At 49.4% G+C, this 26,200-nt stretch carries 21 protein-coding genes; 10 read left to right on the top strand and 11 right to left on the bottom strand.

What is annotated here, in order from left to right; translation table 11 throughout:
* The first annotated feature begins 17 nt into the window (after positions 1 to 17).
* Positions 18 to 1,487 (top strand): cardiolipin synthase, encoded by a 1,470-nt coding sequence (gene cls, locus B5X72_RS10885; protein WP_079716905.1) that lies wholly within the window; start codon positions 18 to 20, stop codon positions 1,485 to 1,487.
* An 84-nt stretch (positions 1,488 to 1,571) separates the two neighbouring features.
* Positions 1,572 to 4,298: a carboxypeptidase-like regulatory domain-containing protein gene (locus tag B5X72_RS10880; RefSeq protein ID WP_079716904.1), complete on the top strand. Its 2,727-nt coding sequence runs from the start codon at positions 1,572 to 1,574 to the stop codon at positions 4,296 to 4,298.
* 26 nt (positions 4,299 to 4,324) lie between these two features.
* On the opposite strand, the gene B5X72_RS10875 is transcribed toward B5X72_RS10880, so the two are convergent.
* Together B5X72_RS10875 and B5X72_RS10870 are read right to left on the bottom strand one after the other, a co-directional pair.
* Positions 4,325 to 5,305, bottom strand: a complete 981-nt coding sequence (locus B5X72_RS10875) for a YihY/virulence factor BrkB family protein (protein WP_079716983.1) — start codon at positions 5,303 to 5,305, stop codon at positions 4,325 to 4,327.
* Positions 5,306 to 5,535: 230 nt separating this feature from the next.
* On the bottom strand, positions 5,536 to 7,296 hold the full coding sequence (locus B5X72_RS10870; RefSeq protein WP_079716903.1) for an AMP-dependent synthetase/ligase: 1,761 nt from the start codon (positions 7,294 to 7,296) through the stop codon (positions 5,536 to 5,538).
* A 166-nt stretch (positions 7,297 to 7,462) separates the two neighbouring features.
* Between B5X72_RS10870 and B5X72_RS10865 the strand changes: the two genes are divergently transcribed.
* Positions 7,463 to 7,957 (top strand): hypothetical protein, encoded by a 495-nt coding sequence (locus tag B5X72_RS10865; RefSeq protein ID WP_233632450.1) that lies wholly within the window; start codon positions 7,463 to 7,465, stop codon positions 7,955 to 7,957.
* 14 nt (positions 7,958 to 7,971) lie between these two features.
* Here the strand turns inward: B5X72_RS10865 and B5X72_RS10860 are convergent, their stop codons facing one another.
* The 4 genes from B5X72_RS10860 to ubiE are packed head-to-tail and all read right to left on the bottom strand — an operon-like array spanning position 7,972 to position 12,135.
* Complete coding sequence (locus B5X72_RS10860; protein ID WP_079716981.1) at positions 7,972 to 9,771, bottom strand: M61 family metallopeptidase; 1,800 nt, start codon at positions 9,769 to 9,771, stop codon at positions 7,972 to 7,974.
* Positions 9,772 to 9,824: 53 nt separating this feature from the next.
* Positions 9,825 to 10,613 carry an SDR family NAD(P)-dependent oxidoreductase gene (locus B5X72_RS10855; RefSeq protein WP_079716902.1) on the bottom strand — a complete coding sequence of 263 codons (789 nt, stop codon included), beginning with the start codon at positions 10,611 to 10,613 and terminating at the stop codon, positions 9,825 to 9,827.
* Positions 10,614 to 10,633: 20 nt separating this feature from the next.
* Positions 10,634 to 11,401, bottom strand: a complete 768-nt coding sequence (gene porT / locus B5X72_RS10850; RefSeq protein ID WP_176146164.1) for a type IX secretion/gliding motility protein PorT/SprT — start codon at positions 11,399 to 11,401, stop codon at positions 10,634 to 10,636.
* The gene (ubiE, locus tag B5X72_RS10845) at positions 11,398 to 12,135 is read right to left on the bottom strand and encodes a bifunctional demethylmenaquinone methyltransferase/2-methoxy-6-polyprenyl-1,4-benzoquinol methylase UbiE (protein ID WP_079716900.1); all 738 of its coding nucleotides are present in this window, start codon (positions 12,133 to 12,135) and stop codon (positions 11,398 to 11,400) included. The genes porT and ubiE overlap by 4 nt, the downstream gene beginning before the upstream one ends.
* A gap of 499 nt (positions 12,136 to 12,634) precedes the next feature.
* Between ubiE and dnaB the strand changes: the two genes are divergently transcribed.
* The 5 genes from dnaB (at position 12,635) to B5X72_RS10820 (ending at position 19,459) form a co-directional block, all read left to right on the top strand.
* Positions 12,635 to 14,215, top strand: coding sequence for a replicative DNA helicase (gene dnaB, locus B5X72_RS10840; protein WP_079716899.1), 1,581 nt, complete (start codon positions 12,635 to 12,637; stop codon positions 14,213 to 14,215).
* A 232-nt stretch (positions 14,216 to 14,447) separates the two neighbouring features.
* The gene (locus B5X72_RS10835; protein ID WP_079716980.1) at positions 14,448 to 16,718 is read left to right on the top strand and encodes an ATP-dependent helicase; all 2,271 of its coding nucleotides are present in this window, start codon (positions 14,448 to 14,450) and stop codon (positions 16,716 to 16,718) included.
* Positions 16,719 to 16,744: 26 nt separating this feature from the next.
* Positions 16,745 to 17,392, top strand: coding sequence for a DUF4290 domain-containing protein (locus B5X72_RS10830; protein WP_079716979.1), 648 nt, complete (start codon positions 16,745 to 16,747; stop codon positions 17,390 to 17,392).
* Positions 17,389 to 18,714: a UDP-N-acetylglucosamine 1-carboxyvinyltransferase gene (murA, locus tag B5X72_RS10825; protein ID WP_079716898.1), complete on the top strand. Its 1,326-nt coding sequence runs from the start codon at positions 17,389 to 17,391 to the stop codon at positions 18,712 to 18,714. The genes B5X72_RS10830 and murA overlap by 4 nt, the downstream gene beginning before the upstream one ends.
* 115 nt (positions 18,715 to 18,829) lie before the next feature.
* Positions 18,830 to 19,459 (top strand): YceI family protein, encoded by a 630-nt coding sequence (locus B5X72_RS10820; RefSeq protein WP_079716897.1) that lies wholly within the window; start codon positions 18,830 to 18,832, stop codon positions 19,457 to 19,459.
* 62 nt (positions 19,460 to 19,521) lie between these two features.
* On the opposite strand, the gene B5X72_RS10815 is transcribed toward B5X72_RS10820, so the two are convergent.
* From B5X72_RS10815 to B5X72_RS10795, 5 genes are all read right to left on the bottom strand, one after another.
* Positions 19,522 to 20,883, bottom strand: a complete 1,362-nt coding sequence (locus B5X72_RS10815) for a pyridoxal-phosphate dependent enzyme (protein ID WP_079716896.1) — start codon at positions 20,881 to 20,883, stop codon at positions 19,522 to 19,524.
* Between the two features lie 161 nt (positions 20,884 to 21,044).
* The gene (locus B5X72_RS10810; protein ID WP_079716895.1) at positions 21,045 to 21,866 is read right to left on the bottom strand and encodes an AMP nucleosidase; all 822 of its coding nucleotides are present in this window, start codon (positions 21,864 to 21,866) and stop codon (positions 21,045 to 21,047) included.
* Between the two features lie 43 nt (positions 21,867 to 21,909).
* Positions 21,910 to 23,157, bottom strand: coding sequence for an ATP-dependent Clp protease ATP-binding subunit ClpX (gene clpX / locus B5X72_RS10805; protein WP_079716894.1), 1,248 nt, complete (start codon positions 23,155 to 23,157; stop codon positions 21,910 to 21,912).
* A gap of 2 nt (positions 23,158 to 23,159) precedes the next feature.
* On the bottom strand, positions 23,160 to 23,855 hold the full coding sequence (clpP, locus tag B5X72_RS10800; RefSeq protein ID WP_079716893.1) for an ATP-dependent Clp endopeptidase proteolytic subunit ClpP: 696 nt from the start codon (positions 23,853 to 23,855) through the stop codon (positions 23,160 to 23,162).
* Positions 23,856 to 24,036: 181 nt separating this feature from the next.
* Positions 24,037 to 24,492, bottom strand: a complete 456-nt coding sequence (locus B5X72_RS10795) for a type I restriction enzyme HsdR N-terminal domain-containing protein (protein ID WP_079716892.1) — start codon at positions 24,490 to 24,492, stop codon at positions 24,037 to 24,039.
* Between the two features lie 121 nt (positions 24,493 to 24,613).
* Here B5X72_RS10795 and holA point away from each other — a divergent pair, with 121 nt between their 5' ends.
* Both holA and B5X72_RS10785 read left to right on the top strand, forming a co-directional pair.
* Entirely contained in the window at positions 24,614 to 25,618 is a 1,005-nt protein-coding gene (holA, locus tag B5X72_RS10790) for a DNA polymerase III subunit delta (RefSeq protein WP_079716891.1), read from the top strand.
* A 2-nt stretch (positions 25,619 to 25,620) separates the two neighbouring features.
* On the top strand, positions 25,621 to 26,181 hold the full coding sequence (locus tag B5X72_RS10785) for a hypothetical protein (protein ID WP_079716890.1): 561 nt from the start codon (positions 25,621 to 25,623) through the stop codon (positions 26,179 to 26,181).
* The last annotated feature ends 19 nt before the right edge of the window (positions 26,182 to 26,200 follow it).

The following is a 26,200-nucleotide window of genomic DNA, read 5'->3' as shown; positions in this document are numbered from 1 at the left end:
CGCTTGTTGGGCCGTTTATGACGCAAACGCTTCATCAGATAGGGACTTTCATTTATCAGTGGTATTGGTTGCCGCTCCTTTTGGTATACCTCGCCATTATGGTGACCATCCTGATTGAAAACCGTAATCCATCAAAAACCATTGCATGGATTATGGTGATTGTTTTCTTGCCGGTCATCGGTATCGCAATTTATTATTTTTTCGGGCAGAAGTTTAAGAAAGTCCAAACGTTCAGAAGCCAGAATCAGGAAAGGCATATCCGGTTGTTAAGGGTTTGGGATAGACTGAATCCCATCATGGACGACAATATCCAAACGCTGAAACAAGCTATCGGCCCGCTTAGCCGGGTGTTTACTTTTCTGAAAAACCAACGAATTGCGCCGCCATCGTTGTACAATCAGGTGGCCCTGCTGGTCAATGGGGAGCAGAAATTTCCTGAACTTATCGATGCGATCCGCAAAGCGCAGCATCACATTCACCTGGAATATTATATTTTTGATTGCGATGATATCGGGAATGCTATTCTATCCCTGCTTGAGCAAAAGGCATCGGCGGGCGTCATCGTGCGGATGGTGGTGGATGCTTTCGGATCGCCGAAGCTCCGCCGGCGGCAGAAGCGCTTTGCCCAAATGGGGATCCAATTTGTCCCGTTTATGCCGGTCGGCTTTGCTTCCTTGGCCGATAGCAATTACCGGAACCATCGTAAAATAGCCATCATGGATGGCCATACGGCATTCGTAGGCGGTATCAACATCAGTGACCGGTATATCAATAACGGTAAACATACCTTGTTTTGGCGGGATACCGCCGTGAAGATTCAGGGCGAGGCGGTAAACATGTTGCAGACCCAGTTTTGGATGAATTGGCACCTGGCCGGTGGGGAGGCGTTCCGTCTTCGCGACGGGTATTTTCATACAGCGCCGATACGCCCGTTTGGCCGGGCCGCAGTGACCTTTGCGTTCAGCGACCCGGGTTCGGTGGGGCCATTCAATATGGAGGCCATGTTGATCGGGATAGCGGAGGCGGAAGTATCCATCCAGCTGTGCACGCCTTATTTTATACCGAGTGACGAGCTGAGCACCGCCCTGAAATTGGCCGCAGCCTCGGGGGTGAAGGTTGAGCTGATGTTGCCGAGTCAGTCGGATACGTTTATCGTGCAGCATGCATCGTTTTCCTTCCTGAAACCGTTGCTGGAACGGGGAGTATCCGTATACCTCTATGAAAAGGGATTGCTGCATGCCAAAACCATCTGTATTGATGGTAAGCTTGCTTACGTCGGTACCGTAAACCTTGATATACGTAGCTTCTATATCAATTTTGAGGTGAGTGCCATCGTGAGCGATGACGTGCTGTGCCAGCAGTTGCAAGCTCAATTTGAGGCGGATAAATTGGATAGCACCTGCATCACCATAGGTGATTGGCGCAAACGCCCGCGTTGGAAGCGCGGCCTCGATTCGGTATGCCGGTTATTGGCTCCCTTGCTTTGACAAATGTTAAAATTATGCTATCGTTTGGCAGAAGCAACCGAAAAAAGATATCTTAGCCGCTGATTGATTCTAAACAGGATGGGAATGAACCGTATCATTAAATTGTTTTTTATTTCGCTTTTTATCTACAGTAACACCATACCCGTATTCGCCCAGCAAGATAGTCTCAGCATCAATACCGTTGTCGAGAAAACCCAGAAGTTGCTCGAAGGGTATCCGATAGAAAAGGTGCATGTCCATTTCGATAAGCCTTATTACGCAGTAGGGGACACCGTATGGTTCAAAACCTACCTTGCCAGCAACATGTACAACTACGACCTCAGCAAAGTGGTGTATCTTGAGGTCATGAACGGAAAGGACTCCTTGATGCAAACCTTGCGCATTCCACTGAAGGATAATGCAGGGGACGGCCACCTGGTGCTGGATCAGGAATGGTATACGCAGGGCAATTACCGATTCAGGGCCTATACGAAATGGATGGTGAACTTTGACCCGGCTTACTTCTTCAATAAAATTGTGCCGATAGGCGACGTGCTGAACAACAACCTGCATCATACCGTCACCTTCAACGACGTCAGCAAAGGCAAAAATGCCCGTACCCAAGCCGTTATCCAGTTTAAGGACCGGGAAGGTAAACCCTTGGGCAACCGGAAACTTACATGGGCCGCTGTATCGGGATGGGAGCCGATTGACAATGGTAAAGGACAGACCGATGCAGTCGGCAACGTTATCATCAATATCAACGGGAAGGATAGGGAGCTGCTGAGAAAAAGTAACCTGCATGTCTCTGTCGAATCGGGGGGCAGCGCTGCCCCGATGATTGGTTCGTTTCCCCTGCAGGCCGCATTGTGGGATGCCGACGTGCAGTTTTTTCCGGAAGGTGGCGATTTTATTGCGGGATTGGCAAAGAAAGTAGCGTTCAAAGCCATTGGAAGTGACGGGCGGGGACTCGCTGTGAAAGGAACAATCGTAGACCAGAACGGCGTGGAACAGGCATCCATCGCCGATATCCATAAAGGGATGGGCGTTTTTACCATGATCCCGGAAGCGGGAAACGCGTATACGGCCAACCTGACGTTTGAAAATGGCGAAACACGCAGCTACCCGTTGCCCGCAGTGGTTGACCAGGGAATCAACGTGACGGTGCTGAAGTCGGATACTGCCCAATTGCAGCTTGCTCTCGTTGCCAACGATCGTTTTTTTGCGGCCAATAAGGGAAAAGTCTTTTACTTGATTGCCCAGGCCAACGGCATTCTTTGCTATGCGGCTCAGGCTGCGCTGCGCAACGATGCCATACTGGTGAACCTGCCTAAAGAGCGCTTCCCGACCGGTGTTGCCCAGCTCACCCTCTTCACGTCATCCGGCAGGCCGGTGAGTGAACGATTGGTGTTTGTCGAAAACATCAAACCGCTGGATATTGCCATCAGCAGTGACCAAAAAGAGTATTCGGCCAAACAGCCGGTCAAGCTGGTTTTAACTGTAAGCAACAACGATACGGTTACCGCAGGTAGTTATTCGGTGGCGGTGGTCGACGAAACGAAAGTGCCTTATGACGAAAATAAGGAAACCACCATACTCAGCAACCTGTTGCTTACGTCCGATCTTAAGGGCTACGTAGAGGAACCCAATTTTTATTTCAATCAGCCGGATGAGCGTAAACGTGAAGCGCTGGATGCCCTGCTATTGACGCAAGGGTACCGCCGGTTTTCATACAACGATGTCTTGGCAGATAATTATCCGCAAGTACATTTTCTGCCCGAACAGGGCATCGAGCTATCCGGCGTATTGCGGCTCAACAACGGAAAGCCGGTGGCTAATGGCGGATTGTTGCTCTCCATCCCCGATATCAGTTTCCGTAAAGATACGTATACCGATGAAAACGGACGGTTCGTTTTCAGGGATTTGGTATTTACCGATTCATCACGTGTAACCATCAATGCGCGCGGTAATGATGATTACCGGAATATGGTTATCAATGTTGATCCAACGCAATTTCCGGCCATCGATACGACAGCCTATCGTACAAACGATGCATTGAACATCGACAACATGCTGACGGCCTATCTCGATAACAGCCGCAATGAGTACCGGACGTCGATCTTACTGGAAGAAGTAGAGGTGACGGCCTCTGCACGCCCTGCTTTTTCGCACAAGGAGTATCCCGCTATCTCAGGGCTCGGCATGGCGGACCATCAGATTAGTGCAGACCGGCTCAAAGGTTGCAACAACCTGTTGATGTGCTTGCAGACGGCACTTACCGGAATTACCTATGACTCACAACGCCAGCTATTCTACATCACCCGCGATTACAATGCCGGAGGCCGTATACCGGTGCAGTTTTTTGTGAATGGTATGGCGATGGATGTTCCGGCGCTGAACGGGATCATGCCCTCGGAGGTCGAAGGGATTGAAATCTTCCTGCGGGATGAGCTGGGAACGGTAAGCCGGATGTACCAGAACAACGGGGTGGTATCCATCTACACGACCAAAAAGCAGGAAAAGGGCCCCCGGATGTCACTTAGTCAAATCGAAAGCTTACTGCCTAAAAGCAACATCATCGACCTTACACCGCTTGGTTATGTCAAAGAACGGAAATTCTATGCACCGAAGTATGATACCCCCGAACGGCGCGCCGTCAACGATATCCGCTCAACGGTTTACTGGAATCCGGACGTGGTAACGGGCGAGGATGGGCGAGCTCAGCTCGACTTCTATAATGCAGATGGTAAAGGAAGCTATCGCGTGGTTGTGGAGGGAGTCGATTCTTTGGGTAACATTGGGCGGGCAATCTACCGCTATACGGTGAAGTGACCGGGCATGCGGGTTGCAGAAGTGTATCATCCTTCCGGATCGGTCGGCACTTGGGGAGGCGCTATTGGTTCGTCTTCGACCTCTTCTTCTTTCAATACGACCTTCACGGCGTAGGAAGATGGCCATACCCCTTTGCCGTATCGCAGCGCATATACCTTGGTGAACTCAGCGCCGAAATAAAGAATGGCCGCCGAATAGTATATCCAGAGCAACAAGATGATGATTGCTCCGGCCGCGCCGTAAGCTGATGCAGGCGCACTGTACTGCATATATAGGGCAATAAGATACCGGCCAAGCATAAAAAGCGCAGCAGTGAAGATAGCCCCCCCGACGGCATCGCGAAAACGCATGCGGGCATCAGGCAAAAACCGGAAAATAAAGGCGAACAGTGCCGTAATAACCAGAAAGGTAAGTCCAATGTTGACCCATTCGACGACGTAAACGGAAATGTCCGGCAGGTATTGGGTGATCTGCGAACTGAGCGCCAAAATAATGCCGTTTGCAATTAACGATACTATCAACAGGAAACCGAGGCCGAGCACCATGGAAAAGGAGATGGCACGGTTAAGCAGCATCTTGAGCCAACCCTTTTTGGGTTTGGGCCGGACCCCCCATATCCGGTTGAGCGAATCTTGTATCTCCACGAAGATGGTCGTAGACCCGATGATGAGCGTGCCTATACCGATGGCTATGCCAATGCCCGACTTATTGGATAAATTGATGTTTTGGATGATCTGCTGGATTTGAGCGGCGGTTTCCGGCCCGAATATACTGGCAAATTCCTCAAACACTTCAGTCCGTGCGTCCTGCTCACCCGATAGTACTTCGCCATATAAAAAACCGACCAACCAGATGACAATAAGCAGCAGCGGCGCTATCGAAAAGATGGTGTAATAGGCTAAGGATGCGCTCATCTTCATGGCGCTGTCTTTGGAAAATTCGGAAAAGGTGTTGCCGAGCAAGCCGAAGATTTCCTTGTAAAATGATTTTTTAAACAATTTCATCATGCAATCCTGAATACTTCCAATAACAACAAAACGGCACCTATTGATTTGCAACAAAGCGAATGTACGCTTTTTGTTGCAAATGCTTTTGTTTCGGGGAGCGCGGCAACGTTCAGGTTTCACGCCATTTATGATGTTTCCGGCGGTAAGCTTTTTGACTGGAACGCTTGCTCCGCTCACGCTCCTAGGCCAAAAAGCTTACCGCCGGAAACCAACGGAAAGTTGGTACACCCTTATTCCTGATAGATGGCCGTGATCTCCTTTTCGTAATGCTGCAGAATCACTTTTCGTTTCAGGCTCAGTTTTGGCGTCAGTTCGCCAGCTTGAATGGTCCACTCGGTTGCCAGCAAGGCAAACTTTTTTACCTTCTCCCATTGGCCGAAGCCTTGGTTCAGCCGATCGATTTCTCGCTGGTATTTGTCGATGACCTCCGGCTTTTTGACTACTTCTTCCCTCGAATCGAAGGGAATGCCCTTGATGTCGCACCAGTTTTTGAGTACATCGAATGCCGGGACAATGAGCGCCGCCGGAAATTTATGGTTTTCGCCGATAACCATCACCTGCGCGATGAACGTCGATTCCATGTATTTGTTTTCGAGTGCTTGGGGAGCCACATATTTTCCCCCGGCAGTTTTGAACATTTCCTTTTTACGGTCGGTGATTCGTAGAAAACCATCGGCGTCCAGTTCGCCGATATCGCCCGTATGGAAATAGCCTTCGGAATCAATGGCTTCGGCGGTGGCACCGTCATTTTTGTAATACCCCGTAAAAATGCTGGGGCCTTTGCATAATATTTCGCCGTCGGGCGCGATCTTGACATCCACATGCTGGAGTACCTTGCCTACTGTTCCGAATTTGACGCCGTCTTCTTCCAAATTGTTTACGGCAATGACAGGCGATGTCTCGGTGAGACCGTAACCTTCAAGTACGGGTATGCCTGCAGCCCAAAATACCCGCGCCAACCGTGGTTGAAGGGCGGCTCCTCCTGACACGATGAGCTTGATGTTGCCACCGAGTGCGGCCTGCCATTTGCTGAACACCAACTTGCGGGCGATGGCCAACTTGAAATTAAACCAGGCACTGTTTTGACCTGGTTCCTTATTGGCGAGCCCCGTCTGGAGTGCCCAAAAGAACAGCTGTTTTTTTATTCCGCTAAGTTCCTTTCCTTTGGATACAATGCGATCATATACTTTCTCCAACACCCTGGGTACGGTGGTGAACCCGTCTGGCTTGACTTCATTGATGTCTGCCACAATGGTGTCCAGGCTTTCCGCATAATGGATTTCAATACCTTTTGCAAAGTATAAATAGACGACCATACGCTCGAAAATATGACAGAGCGGGAGAAAACTAAGCGCTTTTTTGAAGTAGTCGGGAAGCAGGTGATAACAGTCATAGACATTCGTCAGCACGTTTTTATGTGAAAGACACACCCCTTTGGGCTTGCCCGTGGTACCTGATGTATAAAGGAGGGTAAGCAGGTCTTCGCCATCGACTGCATCGCGGTAAATGGTGAGATCGACGTCGTGTTGTTCGCCGGCTTCGACCAGGCGTTGCCACGAAGGCACGCCCGCTACAGGGTCAAAGGCGTAGGTGGGGATTTCCAGGCTGTTGGTTTGCAAAGCGGCCTTTATTTTGCTGTAAAGCTCACTGTTGCTGACGATAATCATTTTTACATCGGCGTCATTGATGATGAACGACAGGTCCTGATCGGACAATGTCGGGTACAGCGGTACCGTGGCAGCGCCAAGCTGATTGATAGCGAAATCACAGAAATTCCATTCGGGCCGATTGGCCGACATCAGCGCAATTTTGTCTCCTTTGCCAATCCCTTTGGCCAGCAACCCTTTGCTCAGGTTGTTTACGATAGCCACAAATTCGTTTGTCGCATAGTTTGTCCACTTGCCTTGTGCTTTTCCGGCAACCATTACTGGCTTGGCGAAGTGCGTCTCGTAGTGTGTCAGAATGTCAAAAATACGCGTTGGAGAAGCCATAAATTTGTCCTATTGGTTTATAATACTTCCTATGCAGTACCGCAGTAGTGCATCTAAAGTTAACAAAAAATTGGTAAAACTGTTGCCTTTAATAAATATCGGCTAAACATCCAGGCGGCTGCTCCGGCCGACGGGAAGTTGGCATTTGTTTTGTGCGGATAGCGGCATGGAAAGAAAACGGACAACCTTATTCCTGGTCATCATCACCCTCATGATCGCCGGCCAGCAGTCCTTGGCGCAAGAAGATATCACATACCAGCGAGCCATCGGCGGACGATTTGGGGTGGCGAACGGAATCACTTACAAACATTTTCTAACCGATAGCTACGCGATAGACGGTATCGTCAATTTTCAGGGAAATCGCAGCTTTACCATTTTCAAACTGCTGGGCTTATTCGAAGTTCACCAGCCGCTGACCGTTGCCGACATCACCGGACTGCAATGGTATTATGGTTTCGGTGGCGGCTTGGGCAGCTACCGCTATAAAGATACCGATGAAAGCGGAATGGCCTGGAGTTTCGATGGGGTTATCGGCCTGGATTATAAGCTATCCACAGCGCCCATCAACCTGTCGCTGGATTGGAAACCGACCATGGAGCTGACACCCGAAACGGGTGTGCGGTTTGACGGTATTGGCCTGTCTGTACGGTTTTCGTTTTGATGTTCAGCCGCCAATCATTCCAACGAAAGCCAGATTTTTCCTAAACGTGCTTGCTCAGGCGTAGCGTTTTGCAGTGGAACAATGCTGAACGCACCTTTCGTATCTCTTCCAAGCACGACGTTGAGTTCGCGTATTTTTCCGTCTCTGGCAACCATGATGTTGAGCGTATCGCCGATGGCTGCCGTTTGCATGACGCGGTTTAATTCCCTGCCGTTGACGTCCAGACGTTCGCCATTGATGGCGATGAGCTCATCCCGCACATTAATGCCGCCGTTCCATGCGCCGGTGCCACGGCTCACGCCGGTGACGATAATGCGGCCGTCACTTGCCGTGGTTGTCATGCCCAATTCCGGCAATTCCCGGCCTTTGTTGTAGTCAACCAATTCGTATCCGACGGCATTGAGATAGTGGTTATAGTCTAATGGCTCTACGGTGTGTGCCGCATGGAACAGCTCGTCAACCGATACGCCGGTGACCCGTTCAATTAATGCTTGGAACTCGTGCTCTTCAAAACCACGTTTTTTCTTGACGTAAAATTCTTCATATGCCGCTTTCAATACATCATCCAAGCGCTGCTGTCCCTGCGTGGCCGCCAGAATCTTCAAATCGAGCATCATGGCTAGCAACGCACCTTTGTTGTAATAAGAAACACTGGTGTTTGCCGAATTTTCATCGGGGCGGTAATATTTGATCCAGGCGTCGAAGCTCGCTAATGCCACTGGCTGAAGGCGATTGCCGGCACGGTTTTCTACGGTATTGACGTCGTTGGCCAACGCCTGTAAGTAGCTGCTCTCATTTAGAAAGCCGCAACGGCGGAGCAGGAGGTTGTCGAAATAGGCCGTAAAGCCTTCCATAATCCACAAGGCGGTGGTGTAATTCTCTGCATCGTAGTTGAACGGGCCAAGCTCGATGGGACGGAGCCTTTTGACATGCCAGAGGTGAAAGTACTCGTGGGCCACAAGCCCTAAAAAGCTTAGATAGGAGCGCTCGTTTTGGTAGCCATTACGGCTTGCCCCCAGCACCGTTGAATTGAGGTGCTCAAGCCCGCCGCCGCCAGACTGGTAATTGTGTACAATGAAAACGTAGCGTTTGTTGGGATTCACGCCGAATATGCGGGTGGCTTCTTCCACAATCTTAGCGCCGTCTTTTTTCAGCCGTTCGCGATCGTAGTTTCCGCCGCCGACCATCGCGATTTCATGAAGCACCCCTGCGGCCTCAAAGGTAAAAACGTCCTGGTTCCCGATTTCGATAGGCGAATCGAACAAGATATCAAAATCAGCCGCATGGTAGGTATTGGGACGGCCACTTACCGGTTCCAGGCCGGTGGAAATTTTGCTCCATGACGGATGCGGGATAATCGTGACGTCCACGGGATGGTTAATCATCCCATCTACATACATAAAGGTAGCGGCGGGCGACAAAAATGCATGGGCATCGTCAATAAAGTTGGTCCGTACAGATACTTCGAAGCCGTAGACGCGATAGTTGACCACCACCTGGCTGCGTTTGTCGGAAGAAATGCGCCAGGTGTTTTTGTTAATTTTGGTGACGGGCAGCTGGGCGCCGTTTTCATCGCAGGCCTCAAAGCTTTCCACATTTTTCGAATATTCACGGACCAAGTAAGAACCCGGCGTCCATACCGGCATTTTCACATCGACGTAATCCTTGCGGATATCCGAAATTTCCATCTTGATTTCGGCATAGTGAGCTTGGGGTTCGCTGAAGGAGACTTCAAAGTGAATGCGCGGTGCGGCGAATGTCGAGGTAATAACGGTAGTCATAAGGAGGCAAAGCTTGGTGCAGAGTTGTTTCATGGTCACGTAATTTGGGAGTGCAAAGTTAGCTAAAATGGCTATGGCATGCAATTTCATTTTCGCTGGCTGTCTTCTCTCACTATCGTGGTGGCGTTGGCCTGTGCGGTAGGCATAATAAGCATATCGTTGATGTTGACATGGTCGGGCCTGGACGCGGCAAACCATACCGCCTCGGCAATGTCGTTGGCTATGAGGGGCGCTACATTTTGGTATACGGCGGCAGCACGCTCGCTGTCGCCTTTAAAGCGTACCGTCGAAAACTCGGTTTCGACCATGCCTGGATGGATGGCCGTCACTTTTATATGTTGATGGAGCAGGTCGATGCGCATTCCTTTCGTGAGGGCGTCCACGGCATGTTTGGTGGCACAGTATACGTTGCCATTGGGATAGACTTCCTTGCCGGCTATGGATCCGATGTTGATGATGTGCCCCCGCTGCCGTGCCGCCATGATGGGGGCCACCGCCCGGGTGACGTAGAGTAACCCTTTGATATTGGTATCAATCATGCGATCCCAGTCGCCCACATCGCCTTCGTGGATGGGATCAAGACCCTGGCTCAAGCCGGCATTGTTGACCAGTACATCCACTTGCTGCCATGCGCCAGGTAAGTTGCTGAACGAAGTAAATACGTCTTCAGCGTTGCGGACGTCGAGCGCGAGCAAATGGGTGTCGATGCCGTACGTCTCCATTAAACGCGCAGCGAGTTTTTCCAAGCGGTTGATGCGGCGCGCGGCGAGCAGCAGATCGTAACCTTCTCTGGCGAATACTTCTGCACAGGCCTCGCCGATGCCTGCGCTCGCTCCGGTGATACATGCTTTTTTTCTGTCTGATATAATTGCCATAATGAATACAAGGTATATTATTATTCAAAAAATAGACTAAACTGGAAACTACGTAGCGTTAGTTTATCAATCGGACTGTTGAACATATTAACACTCCGGATATCCATCACGTTACCGACACTTTGTACCCATTTAACTTCTGGTGACATCTTGAAGAAATCGAAGTAAATATCAAATCCAATGCCCATCGTATACGCAAAGTAGGTAGGTTTGGTTCGCAGAACTTTATCTAATTCGCCAGAACCGGGGTCCTCAGTATAGCGTTTACTCGATGCTACATTAAGAACATATTGCCCACCACCAATGAGATAGCCTCTAAGATTGCCTTTGCGATCCGATTTGAATTTTAACAATAGCGGTAATTCGATATTAGATCGATGCATATCTTTGGCTATTGTCTCGTCCGCCATGCTTGGTGTCCGGTATTTATATAAAACATTGATATTGAGAAATACTAGATTTGGAGAAAAGCGCAAGTTGAGATTTTCAGACAACTTGAAGTCAGCCAATAATCCTAAGCCCACATTGTGGGCAAATGGTGAAGTTATGCTTATTAGTTGCCCATGACCTGCAGGGGCAAGGGGAAGATGAGATTCTTGCCAGTTGTCCTTTAAAGCTATTTTATAGTCTGCACTGATATAATGGAAGCTGAAACCAAAATGAATGGTTTCGTCATCTACACCGCCTCCCCATCGTTGGAAGCGCTGCTGGCCCAGGGATGGAGAGTGTATAAGCATCAGCAGCAGTGCCGTGATGTAAACGGTACATATTGCCGATTTAGGCTTCATTTGGTGCCGATATATATGGTACAGATGCCAAACGTTTGCGGCCGGCATGCCGTCTCGCTGAAGCCGACGCGCGATAGGATATCGGTAAAGTCCTTTCCATCCGGAAACTGCGCGACGGATTCGGGGAGATAGGTGTAGGCGCGGCTGTCTTTGGAAAACACCTTCCCGATAAAGGGCAATACCCGATGGGAATAAAAGCCGTAGAGTTGCTTAATGGGAAATTTCTTTGGTTTTGAAAACTCCAGGATGACGGCTTTTCCGCCTGGCTTAAGTACGCGGCAAATATCTGCCAAGCCTTTTTCCAGGTTTTCAAAGTTGCGCACGCCGAAGGCCACCGTCACCGCATCGAACGTGTGCTGCGGGAAGGGAAGGTTTTCGGAATCGCCCAATAATACTTCAAATTGGCCTTCAAGGCCTTTTTTGGCGATCTTGTCTTTGGCAACATCCAACATGCCTCGGGAGATATCAACCCCGATCACCTTGGCGGGCTTTAGTGTCTTAATAGCTTCCAGCGCGAAGTCTCCGGTACCCGTGGCCACATCCAGCAATTGCTGCGGTTGGATGGTTTGCAATGCGCGGATAGCTTTTTTCCGCCAAATGACATCGATGCCGAACGATAAAAAGTGGTTCAGGAAATCGTAGGTGGGTGAAATGTTGTCAAACATGTCCGCTACCTGCTGCTTTTTATCCGTTTCGCTGTCTTTATAGGGTTTTACTGTTTCGGATGTCGTCATGATACGCAAAGATAGGATTTTAGTCGGAAGTCCGAAGCTGAATGGCTAAAGGTATTCTTATGCTTGCCGTACCAGGCCTACGGATCCATGCCGCTGCCATGCGGCCCGTTGGGTAGCGGCTATGGATTTTTGTACTGGATATTGATAATCAACTGGTATCGTGCATGATGTGTTTTGACGCAAAATGAATTCCGTTTTTTATCTGTATGTTTGCGGTAATTCACAATTTGGAAAGTTGTTAACATTATTGTAAGGTATTGTTAATCAATGCTTGTTGTGTTTTTTTAACATTTTTTGCACATATCGTGTTAACAAGGTATATTGCTAATTATGCTTGTTTCAAGGCAAAACGTTTTGGAGAAATTAGTTGTTAAATGGCTGTTCAGAACTTATGGAATCGTGAGCGGCAAAAATCCATACATTTGCTCTGCTGGTTTACAGAAACGGCAACCAGTGACGGACCGCGTAATCAATGCTACCACTTAAAGAGATATAATTTATGACGAATGAGAATGAATATGCCTCCAACAAAACCGGCACGTCTTCACGGGGCACGTTTGCCGAACGGCGTACGCGGTTGAATAACCTGGTAAGTGGACTTGGAAAACTTCCTCCCCAAGCTGTGGATTTGGAAGAGGCCGTACTGGGGGCATTGATGCTGGAGAAAAATGCGCTGAGTGAGGTCATCGATATTCTCAAACCGGAAACTTTCTATGTGGAGGCCCATCAAAAGATTTTTGAGGCCATCTACAATCTTTTCCAGAAAACCTCTCCGATAGACCTGCTGACCGTCACAGCCGAGCTCCGGAAAATGGGGGCCTTGGAATTGGTCGGCGGGGCTTATTATATTACCCAGCTTACGGATCGGGTAGTTTCTGCCGCCAATATTGAATATCATGCCCGCATCATTTCCCAGAAGTATATCCAACGCGAGCTCATTAAAGTGTCTACAGAAATCATCAATAATGCGTATGAAGACACGACGGATATTTTCGACCTGTTGGATCATGCTGAGAAAAGCTTATTTGATATAGCGCAGAATAACCTGAGACGGGACACGCGTAAGATGGATGACATCATGCGGGAGGCTGTGGAGTCGTTGGAAATATTAAGAGACCGTACCGACGGCCTTACTGGCGTGCCCTCTGGCTTTACCGAGCTGGACCGGATGACTTCCGGATGGCAGCCGTCAGACCTGGTGATTGTGGCCGCCCGTCCGGCCATGGGTAAGACGGCCTTTGTGTTGAGCTGTGCGCGCAACGCAGCGGTTGATCACAGCAAACCCGTGGTGGTATTCTCACTGGAAATGTCTTCGGTGCAATTGGTGAACCGCCTCATTGCGGGCGAAACGGAAATTGAACAGGAGAAGCTGCGGAAGGGCAATCTAGCTGACCACGAATGGACGCAGTTGCACTCGCGTATCGGGCGGCTCACGCAAGCGCCTTTACTCATCGACGACACACCGGCACTTAACATCTTTGAATTCAGGGCCAAATGCCGCAGGCTCAAGGCCCAGTATGATATACAGATGGTTATTGTCGATTACCTGCAGCTCATGCACGGCAAGAACGACGGCAAGGGGGGCAACCGCGAGCAGGAAATCGGTAGTATTTCCCGATCCCTGAAATCTGTCGCAAAAGAGCTGAATATACCGGTCATTGCGCTTTCGCAACTTAGCCGGGCCGTGGAAAGCCGCCCGGGGGGCAGTAAGCGCCCGATGCTTTCTGACCTGCGTGAATCCGGCTCCATCGAGCAGGACGCCGATATGGTGCTTTTCCTTTACCGGCCGGAATACTATGGCCTCACCGAAGATGAGGCTGGGCGACCGACGGCCGGGGTGGGGGAGGTCATCATTGCCAAACACCGGAATGGCGAAACCGGTACGGTCCAACTGCGATTCATCGGCAAATATGTCAAATTTGCGGACTTGGAAGACGAATTTGCTTTTGGTGGCGAAGCGGGATTCGCTGATTCAAATTCGTTTTCTTCCGGTATGGCACCGTCCTCTTCCTTCGACCAGCCGGGGAGCATTATCCGGCAGTCGCGGATGAATGACATGAGCGATGATTCGCCTTTTTAAGCCATAGCGCTCAGCGGTAGGCGGTTGTGCATGACAAACCTTAGATCGTGGGCAATCATCACGTTTCTGGCTGTAAAATTTTTGCCCCAGGAGCGTGAACGGAGTGTGCGTTCCAGTCAGAAACTTTACGACCGGAAACAAACGGAAATCTGTGGGTACACCTGTTTCCGGCTATGCCGGTAATTTCGTACCTTTACACCGCAATCGGAAAAGACATAAGAGGAATAGGATTTTGGATTATTTAGCAGGTTTAAACCCTTCACAACGGGCCGCGGTGGAACAAACCGAAGGGCCGGTGATGATAGTGGCCGGAGCTGGATCTGGCAAAACGCGGGTAATCACTTACCGGGTGGCCCATCTGGTGCGCCATGGTGTGGACCCCTTTAACATCCTGGTGCTGACATTCACCAACAAGGCAGCTAAAGAGATGCGCGAACGTATCATGAAAGTGGTCGGTGATGAGGCGAAAAATATTTGGATGGGAACTTTTCACTCCGTATTTGCCAAGATATTGCGGGTGGAAGCCGAACATATCGGTTATCCGCGAAATTTTACCATCTACGATACCGATGATAGCAAAAGCCTCATCCGCAGCATTCTCAAGGAAATGCAATTGGATGATAAGCTCTATAACGCAAATTTTGTGTATAACCGGATTTCATCAGCCAAAAATAACCTGATAGCTGCACAGGAATATCTCAAAAACGATCAGATACAAGCTGAAGATTACGCCAACGGCAGGGGCCAGCTGGGTCAAATTTACCTGACCTATACCCAGCGGTGCTATAAGGCGGGAGCGATGGATTTTGATGACCTGTTGTTCAAAACCAATGTGCTCTTTCGCGAATTTCCGGAAGTGCTGCATCGTTATCAGCACAAGTTTAAATACCTCATGGTGGATGAGTATCAGGATACCAATTTTTCCCAGTACCTGATCGTACGCAAGCTCGCCGCCATCAATGAAAACATCTGCGTGGTGGGTGACGATGCACAAAGTATCTATGCGTTCCGCGGGGCTAATATCCAAAACATCCTCAACTTTGAGAAGGATTATCCTGACCTGAAGGTTTTTAAGCTGGAACAGAATTATCGTTCGACCCAGAATATCGTTAATGCGGCCAATAGCATTATCGCCAATAACAAGAATCAGCTCAAGAAAAACGTATTCTCTGAAAACGAGGCCGGCGAAAAAATCAAGGTATGCCGGGCATTCAGCGATAATGAAGAAGGGAAAATAGTGGCTGAAGCCATTGCGCAGGAACGGGCGCTGAAAGGGGGGAACTACCGTGATTTTGCCATCCTTTACCGTACCAATGCGCAGTCCCGGGCCATGGAAGAAGCCCTCCGCAAGATTAACATCCCGTATAAAATCTATGGCGGCACGTCTTTTTACCAGCGCAAAGAGATTAAAGACTTGATCGCTTATTTTAGGCTGACATTTAACCCGAATGACGAAGAAGCCCTTAAACGGGTCATCAACTACCCGCGCAGGGGGATAGGGGACACCACGGTGGATCGTATCTTTATAGCAGCAGACAAACAGCAATTGACGCTTTGGGATGTCATCAGCAACGCGTCGTCTTATCTGGACGGCCGCAGTGCGGGCGTTGTGGGGGTCTTTGCGACCATGATACAGGGATTTCAGGTGGTGGCCAAAAACCATTCGGCCTTTGATGCCGCCATGCATATCGCCCAGCATTCGGGTATACTGAAAGATCTCTATGAAGATAAATCAGTGGAAGGCCTCAGCCGTTATGAAAATATCCAGGAATTGCTCAACGGTATTAAAGAGTTCAGCGAGCGGGAAGATATCGAAGAAAAGGGACTCGATGTATTTATGCAGGATGTCGCCTTACTTACGAATGACGACAATGACAAGGATCCCAACGCGGATACCGTGTCATTGATGACCATCCATTCTTCCAAGGGACTGGAGTTTCCCCACGTGTTTATCGTAGGGCTGGAGGAAAACCTGTTTCCATCGCAACTGTCGCTTAATTCGCGCAGTGAACTGGAGGAAGAACGCAGGCTTTTTTATGTCGCTGTGACCCGGGCCGAGAAGAAGCTTACGCTAAGTTATGCTACATCACGCTACCGTTGGGGTACGCTGAACAATTGCGAGCCAAGCCGTTTTTTGGATGAACTGAATCCGGCCTACCTCGAATTGGACTTTAGGCCGAAGGATATACCGGAGCGTGCAGCGTCGTTTGCGGACGAGCGACAGGCATGGGGACAACGGGATGTTTTTACGAAACCCAAGCCAAAGGTAATGCCTAAAACGACGGCTATGTTGCCGAAAGCCCACACGCCGACCCCGGGTTTTGCTCCGTCGGATATCAGCAACCTGCAGGTGGGCATGGAAGTGGAACACGAACGCTTCGGCTTCGGAAAGGTCATTAACCTGGAAGGGAGCAAAAACGACGTCAAAGCAACTATTTTCTTCAAAGAATTGGGGCAGAAACAATTGTTGCTTAAATTTGCGAAGTTGAGAATCGTGGGGTGAAAAACGGGAATTATATAACTATGGAAATGGATTTTGATTACAATAGTACGAGGCCAAAACTGATTTTGGCGGAATATGGGCGGAATGTGCAGAATATGGTGGATTATATCACCACATTGCCGACAAAAGAGGAGCGCAACAACCATGCGCAGGTCGTCATCGATATGATGGGCTTCCTCAACCCGCATCTTCGGGATGTGGCGGATTTCAAGCATAAGCTATGGGACCACCTGCATATCATATCGGATTTCAAGATTGATGTAGACTCTCCATACCCTATTCCCGAGCGGGACGCTATTCACCCCAAACCCGAGCTGCTGGATTATCCTCAGCACCGGATAAGGTATAAGCATTATGGCTACACCATCGAAAGAATGATCGAAAGGGCCAAGAAAATTGCCGATCCGGAGAAAAAGAAGAGCATGACCCAATCCATCGCCAACTTTATGAAAATGGCGTATGTGACCTGGAATAAAGATTCGGTAGAAGACGAAACCATCATAGCGGATCTCCGTGAGCTGTCCGGCGGCGAATTGCAGCTTGGACCTGATGTGAGCCTGACGAAGCTCGACTTCAAAACGCCGCCTCCGGGTGTGCGGACTAAAGGAGGCACTACACAACAAAACGGCAACGGCAAGAACAACAAAAAGCTAAAGAAAAAGAAGAAGCATTGAATGCGTTCGAAATACACGGCGGAAGGCCACTGAAAGGCGATATTATTCCCCAAGGTGCAAAAAATGAAGCCCTGCAAATCCTATCGGCGGTATTGCTTACTCCAGAAGAGGTAACGGTAAGCAACGTGCCGGATATCAAGGATGTCAACAAGCTCATTGAGCTGCTTGGCGACCTCGGCGTGCAGATCACCCGGAGAAGCAAGGATATGTATACGTTCCGGGCCAAGGATATTAATCTGGACTATTTTCGCTCGCCGGAGTTTAAAAGCAAAGGCAGCGGCTTACGCGGCTCCATCATGATAGTAGGACCGCTGTTGGCAAGGTTCGGACGTGCGGCCATCCCGAAGCCGGGCGGCGATAAAATTGGGCGTAGACGGCTGGATACTCATTTTCTGGGCTTTGAAAAACTGGGAGCCCGGTTTCAATATGATCCGGATGCCCACTTTTTCAACGTGGATGCCACCGACCTCAGGGGAACGTACATCCTGATGGACGAGGCATCTGTGACCGGTACGGCCAACATCGTGATGGCTGCGGTATTGGCTAAGGGGACGACCACCATTTATAATGCCGCTTGCGAGCCATACCTCCAGCAGCTGTGCAAGATGTTAAACCGGATGGGGGCGAAAATAAGTGGCATTGGCTCCAACCTATTGACCATTGAGGGGGTGGAATACCTGGGCGGAACCGAACACCGCATGTTGCCCGACATGATAGAAATCGGTTCCTTCATCGGCCTGGCTGCCATGACGGAATCGGAAATCACCATAAAAGATGTACACTATCACGAGCTGGGCATTATTCCGTCGGTTTTTGCCAAACTGGGTATTCAGTTTGAATTGCGCGGCGACGATATTTTCATCCCGTCCCAAAAGAGCTATACGATAGACACGTTTATCGATGGCTCTATTCTGACCATTGCTGACGCACCCTGGCCCGGCTTTACGCCCGACTTGCTGAGTATTGTACTGGTCGTCGCCACACAGGCGAAGGGACATGTGTTGATCCACCAGAAGATGTTTGAGAGCAGGTTGTTTTTTGTCGATAAGCTGATAGATATGGGGGCGCAAATCATCTTGTGTGATCCGCATCGGGCATCGGTAATCGGCCTTAATAAGGCGTTCAAACTGCGCGGAATTGAAATGACCTCACCGGACATCCGGGCGGGCGTTTCCCTTCTGATTGCCGCCCTCTCCGCACAGGGGAGATCGGTTATTCATAATATCGAGCAAATCGAACGCGGCTACCAGGATATCGAGGGCCGGCTACGTGCCTTGGGGGCAGATATCCGGCGTATAGACGCTAATCCCTTATCTCATTGAGAACAATTTAGCTGATTAATTGTTATTTTTTCCAGTGTAATTCAGAAATTGGTATTGATCGATATTTTTGCATAACAAATAGTTAACCATCAAATTACTTAATCGTTTAAAAATCATGGAAAAAGTACTCTTATCATTGGCCGCAGGGGCATGTTTATTGGTGTCATGCGTAAGCAATCCCGAAGGAAAGAAGGCAGAAACGACAGACAGCGTAGAAGCAACGGTATCCGGCTCTGGCAATGCGTTGACCGTGGACACAGCCGCATCTTCCGTGGTGTGGACAGGAAGAAAAGTAAGTGGCCAACACCACGGTACCGTCAAGATTAAAACCGGATCATTGACAGTAGACGGCGGAAAGCTTGTTGGCGGCAACTTCGTCATCGATCTGAATACCATCGATAATCAGGATTTGGAAGGGGAATACAAAGGGAAGCTGGAAGGACACCTGAAGTCAGCTGATTTCTTTGACGTGGAAAATCATCCGGAAGCTACTTTTGAGATAACCGGCGTAAAAGACGGTGCGGAAGCAGGCGTGGCGGTGATCTCCGGAAACCTAACGCTTCGCGGCGTGACGAAAAACATCACCTTTGATGCGCATGTAGCGGAAGCAAGCGATACGTCCCTACGAGCAACTGCTGACTTCAATATTGCGCGTGAAGACTGGGGAGTAAACTACGCCGGCCAGGCGGACGACCTAATCAGCAAAGAGATCAACCTGAAGATTACGCTGGTAGCTGGCGCATAAGCGTCAATAATATATATGCAGGAATTAGCAGAAGCCTGGGCCATTGAGTCCGGGCTTTTTGCTTATTCGGAGATAGCATTGATAATGTCATATTGTGTGATGATGGCCAGTTTGCCGGATTCGTCCTCGACCAATACCGCTTGATTGTCTTTATGGATGAGCGAAGAGATCTTATCGATGGATGTCCTGAGTTCCACGAAAGGAAACGGTGGGGTGCATATCTCAGCAACCTGAGCCGATCGTAACGCGGGGTTTTCCAGCAGGGCGTGCAGGATGTCAGCTTCCGTCACCTTGCCAATAACCATTCCATGCTGCGTCACCGGTATCTGTGAGATGTTGAGCGTCTTCATGATATTAAACGTTTCGATTACCGATTGTCCGACGTCTGCGGTGACGATGGGAACCTCGCCTCTTTTTTTCAGGATGGCCAACGCTGTTAGCTTTTCATCTTTGAGGAATCCACGCTCGCGCAGCCAATCGTCATTATACATCTTGGCCATATAGCGCGATCCATGGTCATGTAAAATGATGACCACAACGGCATCATCCGTGAGCTCGTCCTTGAGCTGCAAAAGGCCGGCTACAGCTGCTCCAGACGAATTACCGGCAAATATGCCTTCTTTCCGGGCGATTTCGCGTGTCATTAATGCCGCGTCTTTGTCCGTCACTTTTTCAAACCGATCGATGACCGAAAAGTCGACGTTTTTCGGCAGAAAATCTTCTCCGATACCTTCGGTGATATACGGATAAATCTCCTCTTTATCGAAAATGCCCGTTTCCTTGTACTTTTTGAAAACGGAACCATAGGAGTCGATGCCCCATACTTGTATGGCTGGATTTCGCTCTTTGAGGTATCTGCCGACACCGCTTATGGTACCTCCGGTACCTACACCGGCAATGAAGTGGGTAATTTTGCCCCCCGTCTGTTCCCATATCTCCGGTCCCGTTTGTTCATAATGTGCTTGGGTATTGGAGAGGTTGTCATATTGGTTGGCCTTCCAGGAGTTGGGGATCTCACGTTCCAGGCGGCTGGAAACGGAATAATACGACCGAGGATCATCGGGATCAACATTGGTGGGGCAAACAATGACTTCAGCGCCGAACGCACGCAGCGCATCGATCTTTTCCTTGGATTGCTTATCCGTAGTCGTAAAGATGCAACGATACCCTTTGATGACCGCGGCCATGGCCAGGCCCATGCCCGTGTTGCCGGAGGTGCCCTCGATAATGGTGCCACCTGGCTTAAGAAGCCCGGCCTGCTCGGCATCTTCAATCATTTTTACCGCCATACGATCTTTGATGGAGTTGCCGGGATTAGCGGTTTCCACCTTGAGCAATATGGTGCCCTTGATCCCTTTCGTAATGGTATTGAGCTTCACCAACGGTGTGTTACCAATGGTTTCTAAAATATTGTTGTACCACATCATCTGTCCCTTTGCTGGTGTTTAACAAAAATAAGAATAATAACGCTTTGGACGCACATAAGCAACCGTGCGGCGTCGTGGGTAGCGACCGCTGCGGCGGCGCGGCATATTCAAAATGCTTAAAAGCGAAATCCCGGAAGGTGTGCGGACCGATAAGCATACTAAAATTTCAGGTGTTTTACGGTCAACCCGTTGTTGATTAGCTGGCGCAAGGATTCAATGCCAATGGTGAGATGCGTTTCGACATATTGGGCAGTGACACTGGAGTCGCTCTCGACCGTTTTTACCCCTTCAGGAATCATGGGTTGGTCAGACACGAGGAGCAAAGCCCCAGTGGGGATTTTATTGGCAAACCCCACGGAAAAGATAGTCGCGGTTTCCATATCGACCAGCATGGCGCGGATGCTTTTGAGGTAACGCTTGAATGACCTGTCATGCTCCCAGACTCTTCTGTTTGTCGTATAAACCGTCCCCGTCCAATAGTCCAGTGAATGGTCGCGTATCGTGGTTGAGATGGCTTTCTGCAAAGCAAAAGCTGGTAGCGCAGGTACTTCCGGTGGGAAATAGTCATTGGACGTGCCCTCGCCCCGGATTGCCGCAATGGGCAGGACCAAATCGCCGATTTTATTCTTTTTCTTGAGCCCCCCTGCTTTCCCCAGAAACAATACGGCCTTAGGGGCGATGGCAGCGAGCAGATCCATGACCGTTGCAGCCATGGGGCTTCCCATGCCGAAATTGATGATGGTAATGCCTTCAGCTGTCACGCTTTGCATCGGCTTGTCAAGCCCCATGATGGGAGCGTTGTCATGCATCTCGGAAAACAGCTTGACATAGTTGGAGAAGTTGGTAAGCAGGATATACTCGCCAAATTCTTCCAATGGGCGACTTGTATACCGTGGCAACCAGTTGTTTACAATGTCTTCCTTTGTTTTCAATCCCGGCTTCACGGGGCTCTGTACAGGTTTTGTTTTGGCTCGTGACATAGCTATAAAATAAAAAACCCCCGCTTTAAAACGGGGGGTTAGGTTATGCTGCTTTCAGCTTTTTCAAATCAGATTTCTCAAATTTGTGTTTCGCATATTCAAGCGTTATATAAAGCTCTTTTTGCTCGCCCTTGCTTTTACTGGACGGAATTTCAAACATCGCGTCCAGCATGATGGCCTCACAGATGGACCGTAGTCCACGCGCACCAAGCTTAAACTCGTCGGCCTTATCGACAATGAATTGGAATACGTCTTCATCAAACTTCAGCTCGACCCCCTCATAATCGAACAGCTTTCTATATTGCTTTATCAACGCATTTTTCGGCTCCGTAAGAATATTCAACAACGTGTCTTTATCAAGGGGATTGAGGTAAGTCAATACAGGCAGCCTGCCGATTAGCTCTGGGATAAGCCCATAGTTTTTCAGATCCTGCGGTGTAATGTATTTATACAGGTTGTTCACGTCGATGTCGGCCTCGTCTTTATTGACCTTGTAGCCAATTGTCTGGGTGCGTAGCCGGTTGGCTATTTTTTTCTGGATGCCATCAAACGCCCCGCCGCAGATGAACAGAATGTTGTTGGTGTTTACGGCGATCATTTTTTGGTCGGGATGCTTGCGTCCGCCCTGTGGGGGCACGTTCACGATAGTTCCCTCCAATATTTTCAACAGCGCCTGCTGAACCCCTTCACCCGATACGTCGCGTGTAATCGACGGGTTATCACTCTTCCGTGCGATTTTATCAATCTCGTCGATGTAGATGATTCCCCGTTCCGCAGCGGCGACATCGTAATCCGCCGCCTGCAATAAGCGGGTGAGTATGCTCTCGACGTCTTCGCCCACATAGCCGGCTTCGGTAAGAACCGTGGCATCGCAAATGCAGAAGGGGACGTTTAGGATTTTGGCGATAGTCTTTGCTAATAACGTTTTTCCGGTACCGGTTTCGCCCACCATGATGATATTGGATTTTTCAATTTCAATCTCATCCTTGTCTACCTTCTGGTTGAGCCGCTTGTAGTGGTTGTATACCGATACGGCCATCACCTTTTTGGCGTCGTCCTGTCCGATGACGTACTGATCGAGGTGTTCTTTGATTTCAATAGGCCGTATAAGCTTCAACGTGGTTTGCAGCGCCTTGCTTTTACGAAGATTCATTTCCTCCGTCAGTATCTCACTGGCCTGCGTAATACAGCGGTCACAGATATGCGCTCCATCACCGGCGATGAGCATCAGCGCGTCCTGTTTCCGGATACCACAAAATGAACACGTTACTTCCTTCATGTTTTTTGCCATTTTTATTTCTCCTTTTTGGAGGTCAGCACTTCATCCACCATGCCGTGTTCCTTGGCTTCAGAAGAGGTCATCCAATAATCGCGGTCCGAGGAACGCTCTACCCATTCGTAGGTTTTTCCTGAGTGCTGCGAAATAATTTCGTAAAGTTCTTTTTTAAGTTTCAGCATTTCGCGGAGGTTGATCTCCATATCAGCTGCTACACCCTGTGCACCGCCGGAAGGTTGGTGAATCATGACCCGCGAGTGGGTCAGTGCTGCCCGCTTGCCTTTTGCGCCCGCGCAAAGCAGTACTGCACCCATGGAAGCTGCCATACCCGTACAGATAGTCGCTACATCCGGCGTGATGTATTGCATGGTGTCATAGATACCTAACCCGGCGTAAACGCTACCGCCTGGCGAATTGATATATATCTGGATGTCGCGATGGGCATCGGCAGATTGCAAGAATAACAACTGTGCCTGTATAATGTTTGCTACCTGATCGGTCACGGCATCGCCGAGGAAAATGATACGATCCATCATCAACCGGGAGAATACGTCCATTTGCGCGACGTTCAATTGCCGCTCCTCGATGATATAAGGGGTCAGTGAAGTCGGCGTCTTGCGCTCTACACGGGAGATGAAGCTGTCTACATGTTGGCTGCCAATCCGATGGTGCTTGATTGCATATTTCCTGAATTCGTTTTTATCAATACTCATTTCTTATTTGTATTAAATTGCTAAGATAGGTTATTTCGTTCAATTTATGTATACCAACATGGTATCAACTTCATTGGACAAACATCGAGCCACTACGCGTTGGCTGCGGGGCAACTGTCAAAATGCCGTGTGACCGTGCTGCCAGACTGTCTGCATCGTCGGGAGCGCTTGCGGGGTTTGCCTACGGCAGATAATCCGGCAGATCGTCCAGAAAATTGATGTCGCCTTGCTCAAAATCGATGCGGCAATAGAAATGTTGCAAGCCGTTGCTGACCAATAGCAAAGGGATTCGATGTATGGTGTTGTAGTGTGCGATCTGTTCGAAAACACGTTGAGTAATCTTGACGGAAGGTGCCTTAAACTCGGCAAGCAGGATCTTATTTCCCAGGGTATCGTAGATAACCAAATCGCTTCGCCTCGGCATTTCGTTCAATTTAAGTCCACCTTCAATCTTGATCAGTGCCTTCGGGTATTTTTTGGTGTGGATGAGGTGCTGTATCCAATGCTGGCGCACCCACTCTTCAGGCGTCAGGACAAGCTGTTTTTTTCGCAACTCATCAAAGATAAATAGCCTCGTGCCGTCCCGCCGGATTTTGGCCGCATATGCGGGAAGATTGAGTGGAATGGGGGTGAACATCCTGCAAACTTAGCCAACTTGTGGATAAATGACAAGTCATCGCCAAGCCGCATCATCGAAAACTTTTTTGCAGCTGGAACATAATGTTTAATTTGGCGACGCGAAATCAGAGGGAAACTAAATGGACGCCAATCAGATCATCACGGACATCAAGGGGGGAAGGCTCCAACCGGTATATTTGCTGCACGGAGAGGAACCGTATTACATTGATTTGGTGAGTGATTATATCGAGGAGCACGTGCTCAACGAAGCCCAGAAGGGGTTTGACCAAACGGTGCTTTACGGGAAGGACACCGATTTTACCACGATTGTGAACGCCGCCAAGCGCTATCCCATGATGAGCGACTATCAAGTGATTGTTGTAAAAGAAGCCCAGCATCTCAAGTGGAAAGACGATGAACTGTTCTTAGCCTACCTGGAAAACCCGATGAAAAGCACCGTATTGGTGCTGGCCCACAAACACGCGAAATTCGATAAACGCAAGAAAAGTTATAAACTGGCGGAGAAGATCGGGGTGGTGCTGGAATCAGCCAAGCTTTATGACGATAAAGTAGCGCCGTGGATCACCGCGTTTGTGAAGGACAGGGGATGGCGAATCCATCCGCAAGCAGCGGCAATGATGGCCGAATACCTGGGCAATGATTTGGCGAAGGTGGTTAATGAATTGGAAAAGCTGATGCTCAATGTGCCCAAAGGACAGGAAATCACGGCGGCTGACATCGAACGCAATATTGGGATAAGCAAAGATTTTAACGTTTTTGAACTCAACACGGCCTTAGCTAAACGAGACATCGGAAAGGCTTTCCAGATTGTGGCTTATTTTGCCGCAAATCCGCGGAGCAGCCCTATTCAGGTAATCCTCGGAGCCATGGCGGGCTATTTTACCAAAATTTTGAAGTACCATTACCTTCCAGACAAATCGCCGCAGGCCGTGGCGCGGGAGCTCGGTGTGCATCCGTTTTTTACCAAGGAGTACGATATGGCGGCCCGCAGTTACAACCGCCGCAAGACGTTCGATATCATTGCCTACCTCCGCGAGTATGACCTCAAGTCAAAAGGGCTAAATGCGGTAAATGTCGAACAAGGTGACTTACTCAAGGAATTAGTGTATAAAATCTTGTATTAAAAATGAAGAATCGTTGTTTTTTTGCAGCTATCGGATTATTGATTGGTTTTTGCTTTCATGCGCAAGCCCAGCAACGGGGTACATATACGTTGTTGCAGGCGGGAGGGCTCTTTGGCCTGTCGACGACCAGCGACCAAAGCCCCATGCATGGCTATCAGTTTCAATTTTCTTTCGGTCGCAACTTTTATGATGACGTGTATGTAGGCCTTGGCATCGGTACTGATGTTTACCGCGGCCGGACGACATTGGCCGACGGCACCCGATCCACCCGCCGGGTAAACACCTTGCCGATATTTGCCGACGTGCGGTTGCCTCTCGCCCAGCTGTCTCCCTTAGGCACAGTCGGCGTGCTGGCCAACGTCGGGTATGCACCAAGCATCGGCAGCGATTATTTCAAAGGATTTGTTGGTAAAGTAGGCGTTACTTACGGCCACCTGCTGATGGAAGGTTCGGATCTGTTGTTCAGCGCCGGTTATGGCTTCCAGCAGTTTGATACCCGCTTTTTGGGCAACACCTTTAGTCAGCACAACGTATTCCTTACCGTGGGGCTGTTCATCCATTGATTATGCGCCGCAGCGTAGT

The sequence above is a fragment of the Parapedobacter luteus genome, assembly GCF_900168055.1.
GTDB classification, from domain to species: Bacteria; Bacteroidota; Bacteroidia; order Sphingobacteriales; family Sphingobacteriaceae; genus Parapedobacter; species Parapedobacter luteus.
Note: the sequence above shows the minus strand (reverse complement) of the source record. Positions and strands in the feature narration are given on the sequence as shown.

Coding starts and splice junctions, on each gene's coding strand:
- cls (WP_079716905.1), top strand. CDS start 18: ATGACGCAAACGCTTCATCAGATAGGGACTTTCATTTATCAGTGGTAT.
- B5X72_RS10880 (WP_079716904.1), top strand. CDS start 1,572: ATGAACCGTATCATTAAATTGTTTTTTATTTCGCTTTTTATCTACAGT.
- B5X72_RS10875 (WP_079716983.1), bottom strand. CDS start 5,305: ATGATGAAATTGTTTAAAAAATCATTTTACAAGGAAATCTTCGGCTTG.
- B5X72_RS10870 (WP_079716903.1), bottom strand. CDS start 7,296: ATGGCTTCTCCAACGCGTATTTTTGACATTCTGACACACTACGAGACG.
- B5X72_RS10865 (WP_233632450.1), top strand. CDS start 7,463: ATGGAAAGAAAACGGACAACCTTATTCCTGGTCATCATCACCCTCATG.
- B5X72_RS10860 (WP_079716981.1), bottom strand. CDS start 9,771: ATGAAACAACTCTGCACCAAGCTTTGCCTCCTTATGACTACCGTTATT.
- B5X72_RS10855 (WP_079716902.1), bottom strand. CDS start 10,613: ATGGCAATTATATCAGACAGAAAAAAAGCATGTATCACCGGAGCGAGC.
- porT (WP_176146164.1), bottom strand. CDS start 11,401: ATGAAGCCTAAATCGGCAATATGTACCGTTTACATCACGGCACTGCTG.
- ubiE (WP_079716900.1), bottom strand. CDS start 12,135: ATGACGACATCCGAAACAGTAAAACCCTATAAAGACAGCGAAACGGAT.
- dnaB (WP_079716899.1), top strand. CDS start 12,635: ATGACGAATGAGAATGAATATGCCTCCAACAAAACCGGCACGTCTTCA.
- B5X72_RS10830 (WP_079716979.1), top strand. CDS start 16,745: ATGGATTTTGATTACAATAGTACGAGGCCAAAACTGATTTTGGCGGAA.
- B5X72_RS10820 (WP_079716897.1), top strand. CDS start 18,830: ATGGAAAAAGTACTCTTATCATTGGCCGCAGGGGCATGTTTATTGGTG.
- B5X72_RS10815 (WP_079716896.1), bottom strand. CDS start 20,883: ATGTGGTACAACAATATTTTAGAAACCATTGGTAACACACCGTTGGTG.
- B5X72_RS10810 (WP_079716895.1), bottom strand. CDS start 21,866: ATGTCACGAGCCAAAACAAAACCTGTACAGAGCCCCGTGAAGCCGGGA.
- clpX (WP_079716894.1), bottom strand. CDS start 23,157: ATGGCAAAAAACATGAAGGAAGTAACGTGTTCATTTTGTGGTATCCGG.
- clpP (WP_079716893.1), bottom strand. CDS start 23,855: ATGAGTATTGATAAAAACGAATTCAGGAAATATGCAATCAAGCACCAT.
- B5X72_RS10795 (WP_079716892.1), bottom strand. CDS start 24,492: ATGTTCACCCCCATTCCACTCAATCTTCCCGCATATGCGGCCAAAATC.
- holA (WP_079716891.1), top strand. CDS start 24,614: ATGGACGCCAATCAGATCATCACGGACATCAAGGGGGGAAGGCTCCAA.
- B5X72_RS10785 (WP_079716890.1), top strand. CDS start 25,621: ATGAAGAATCGTTGTTTTTTTGCAGCTATCGGATTATTGATTGGTTTT.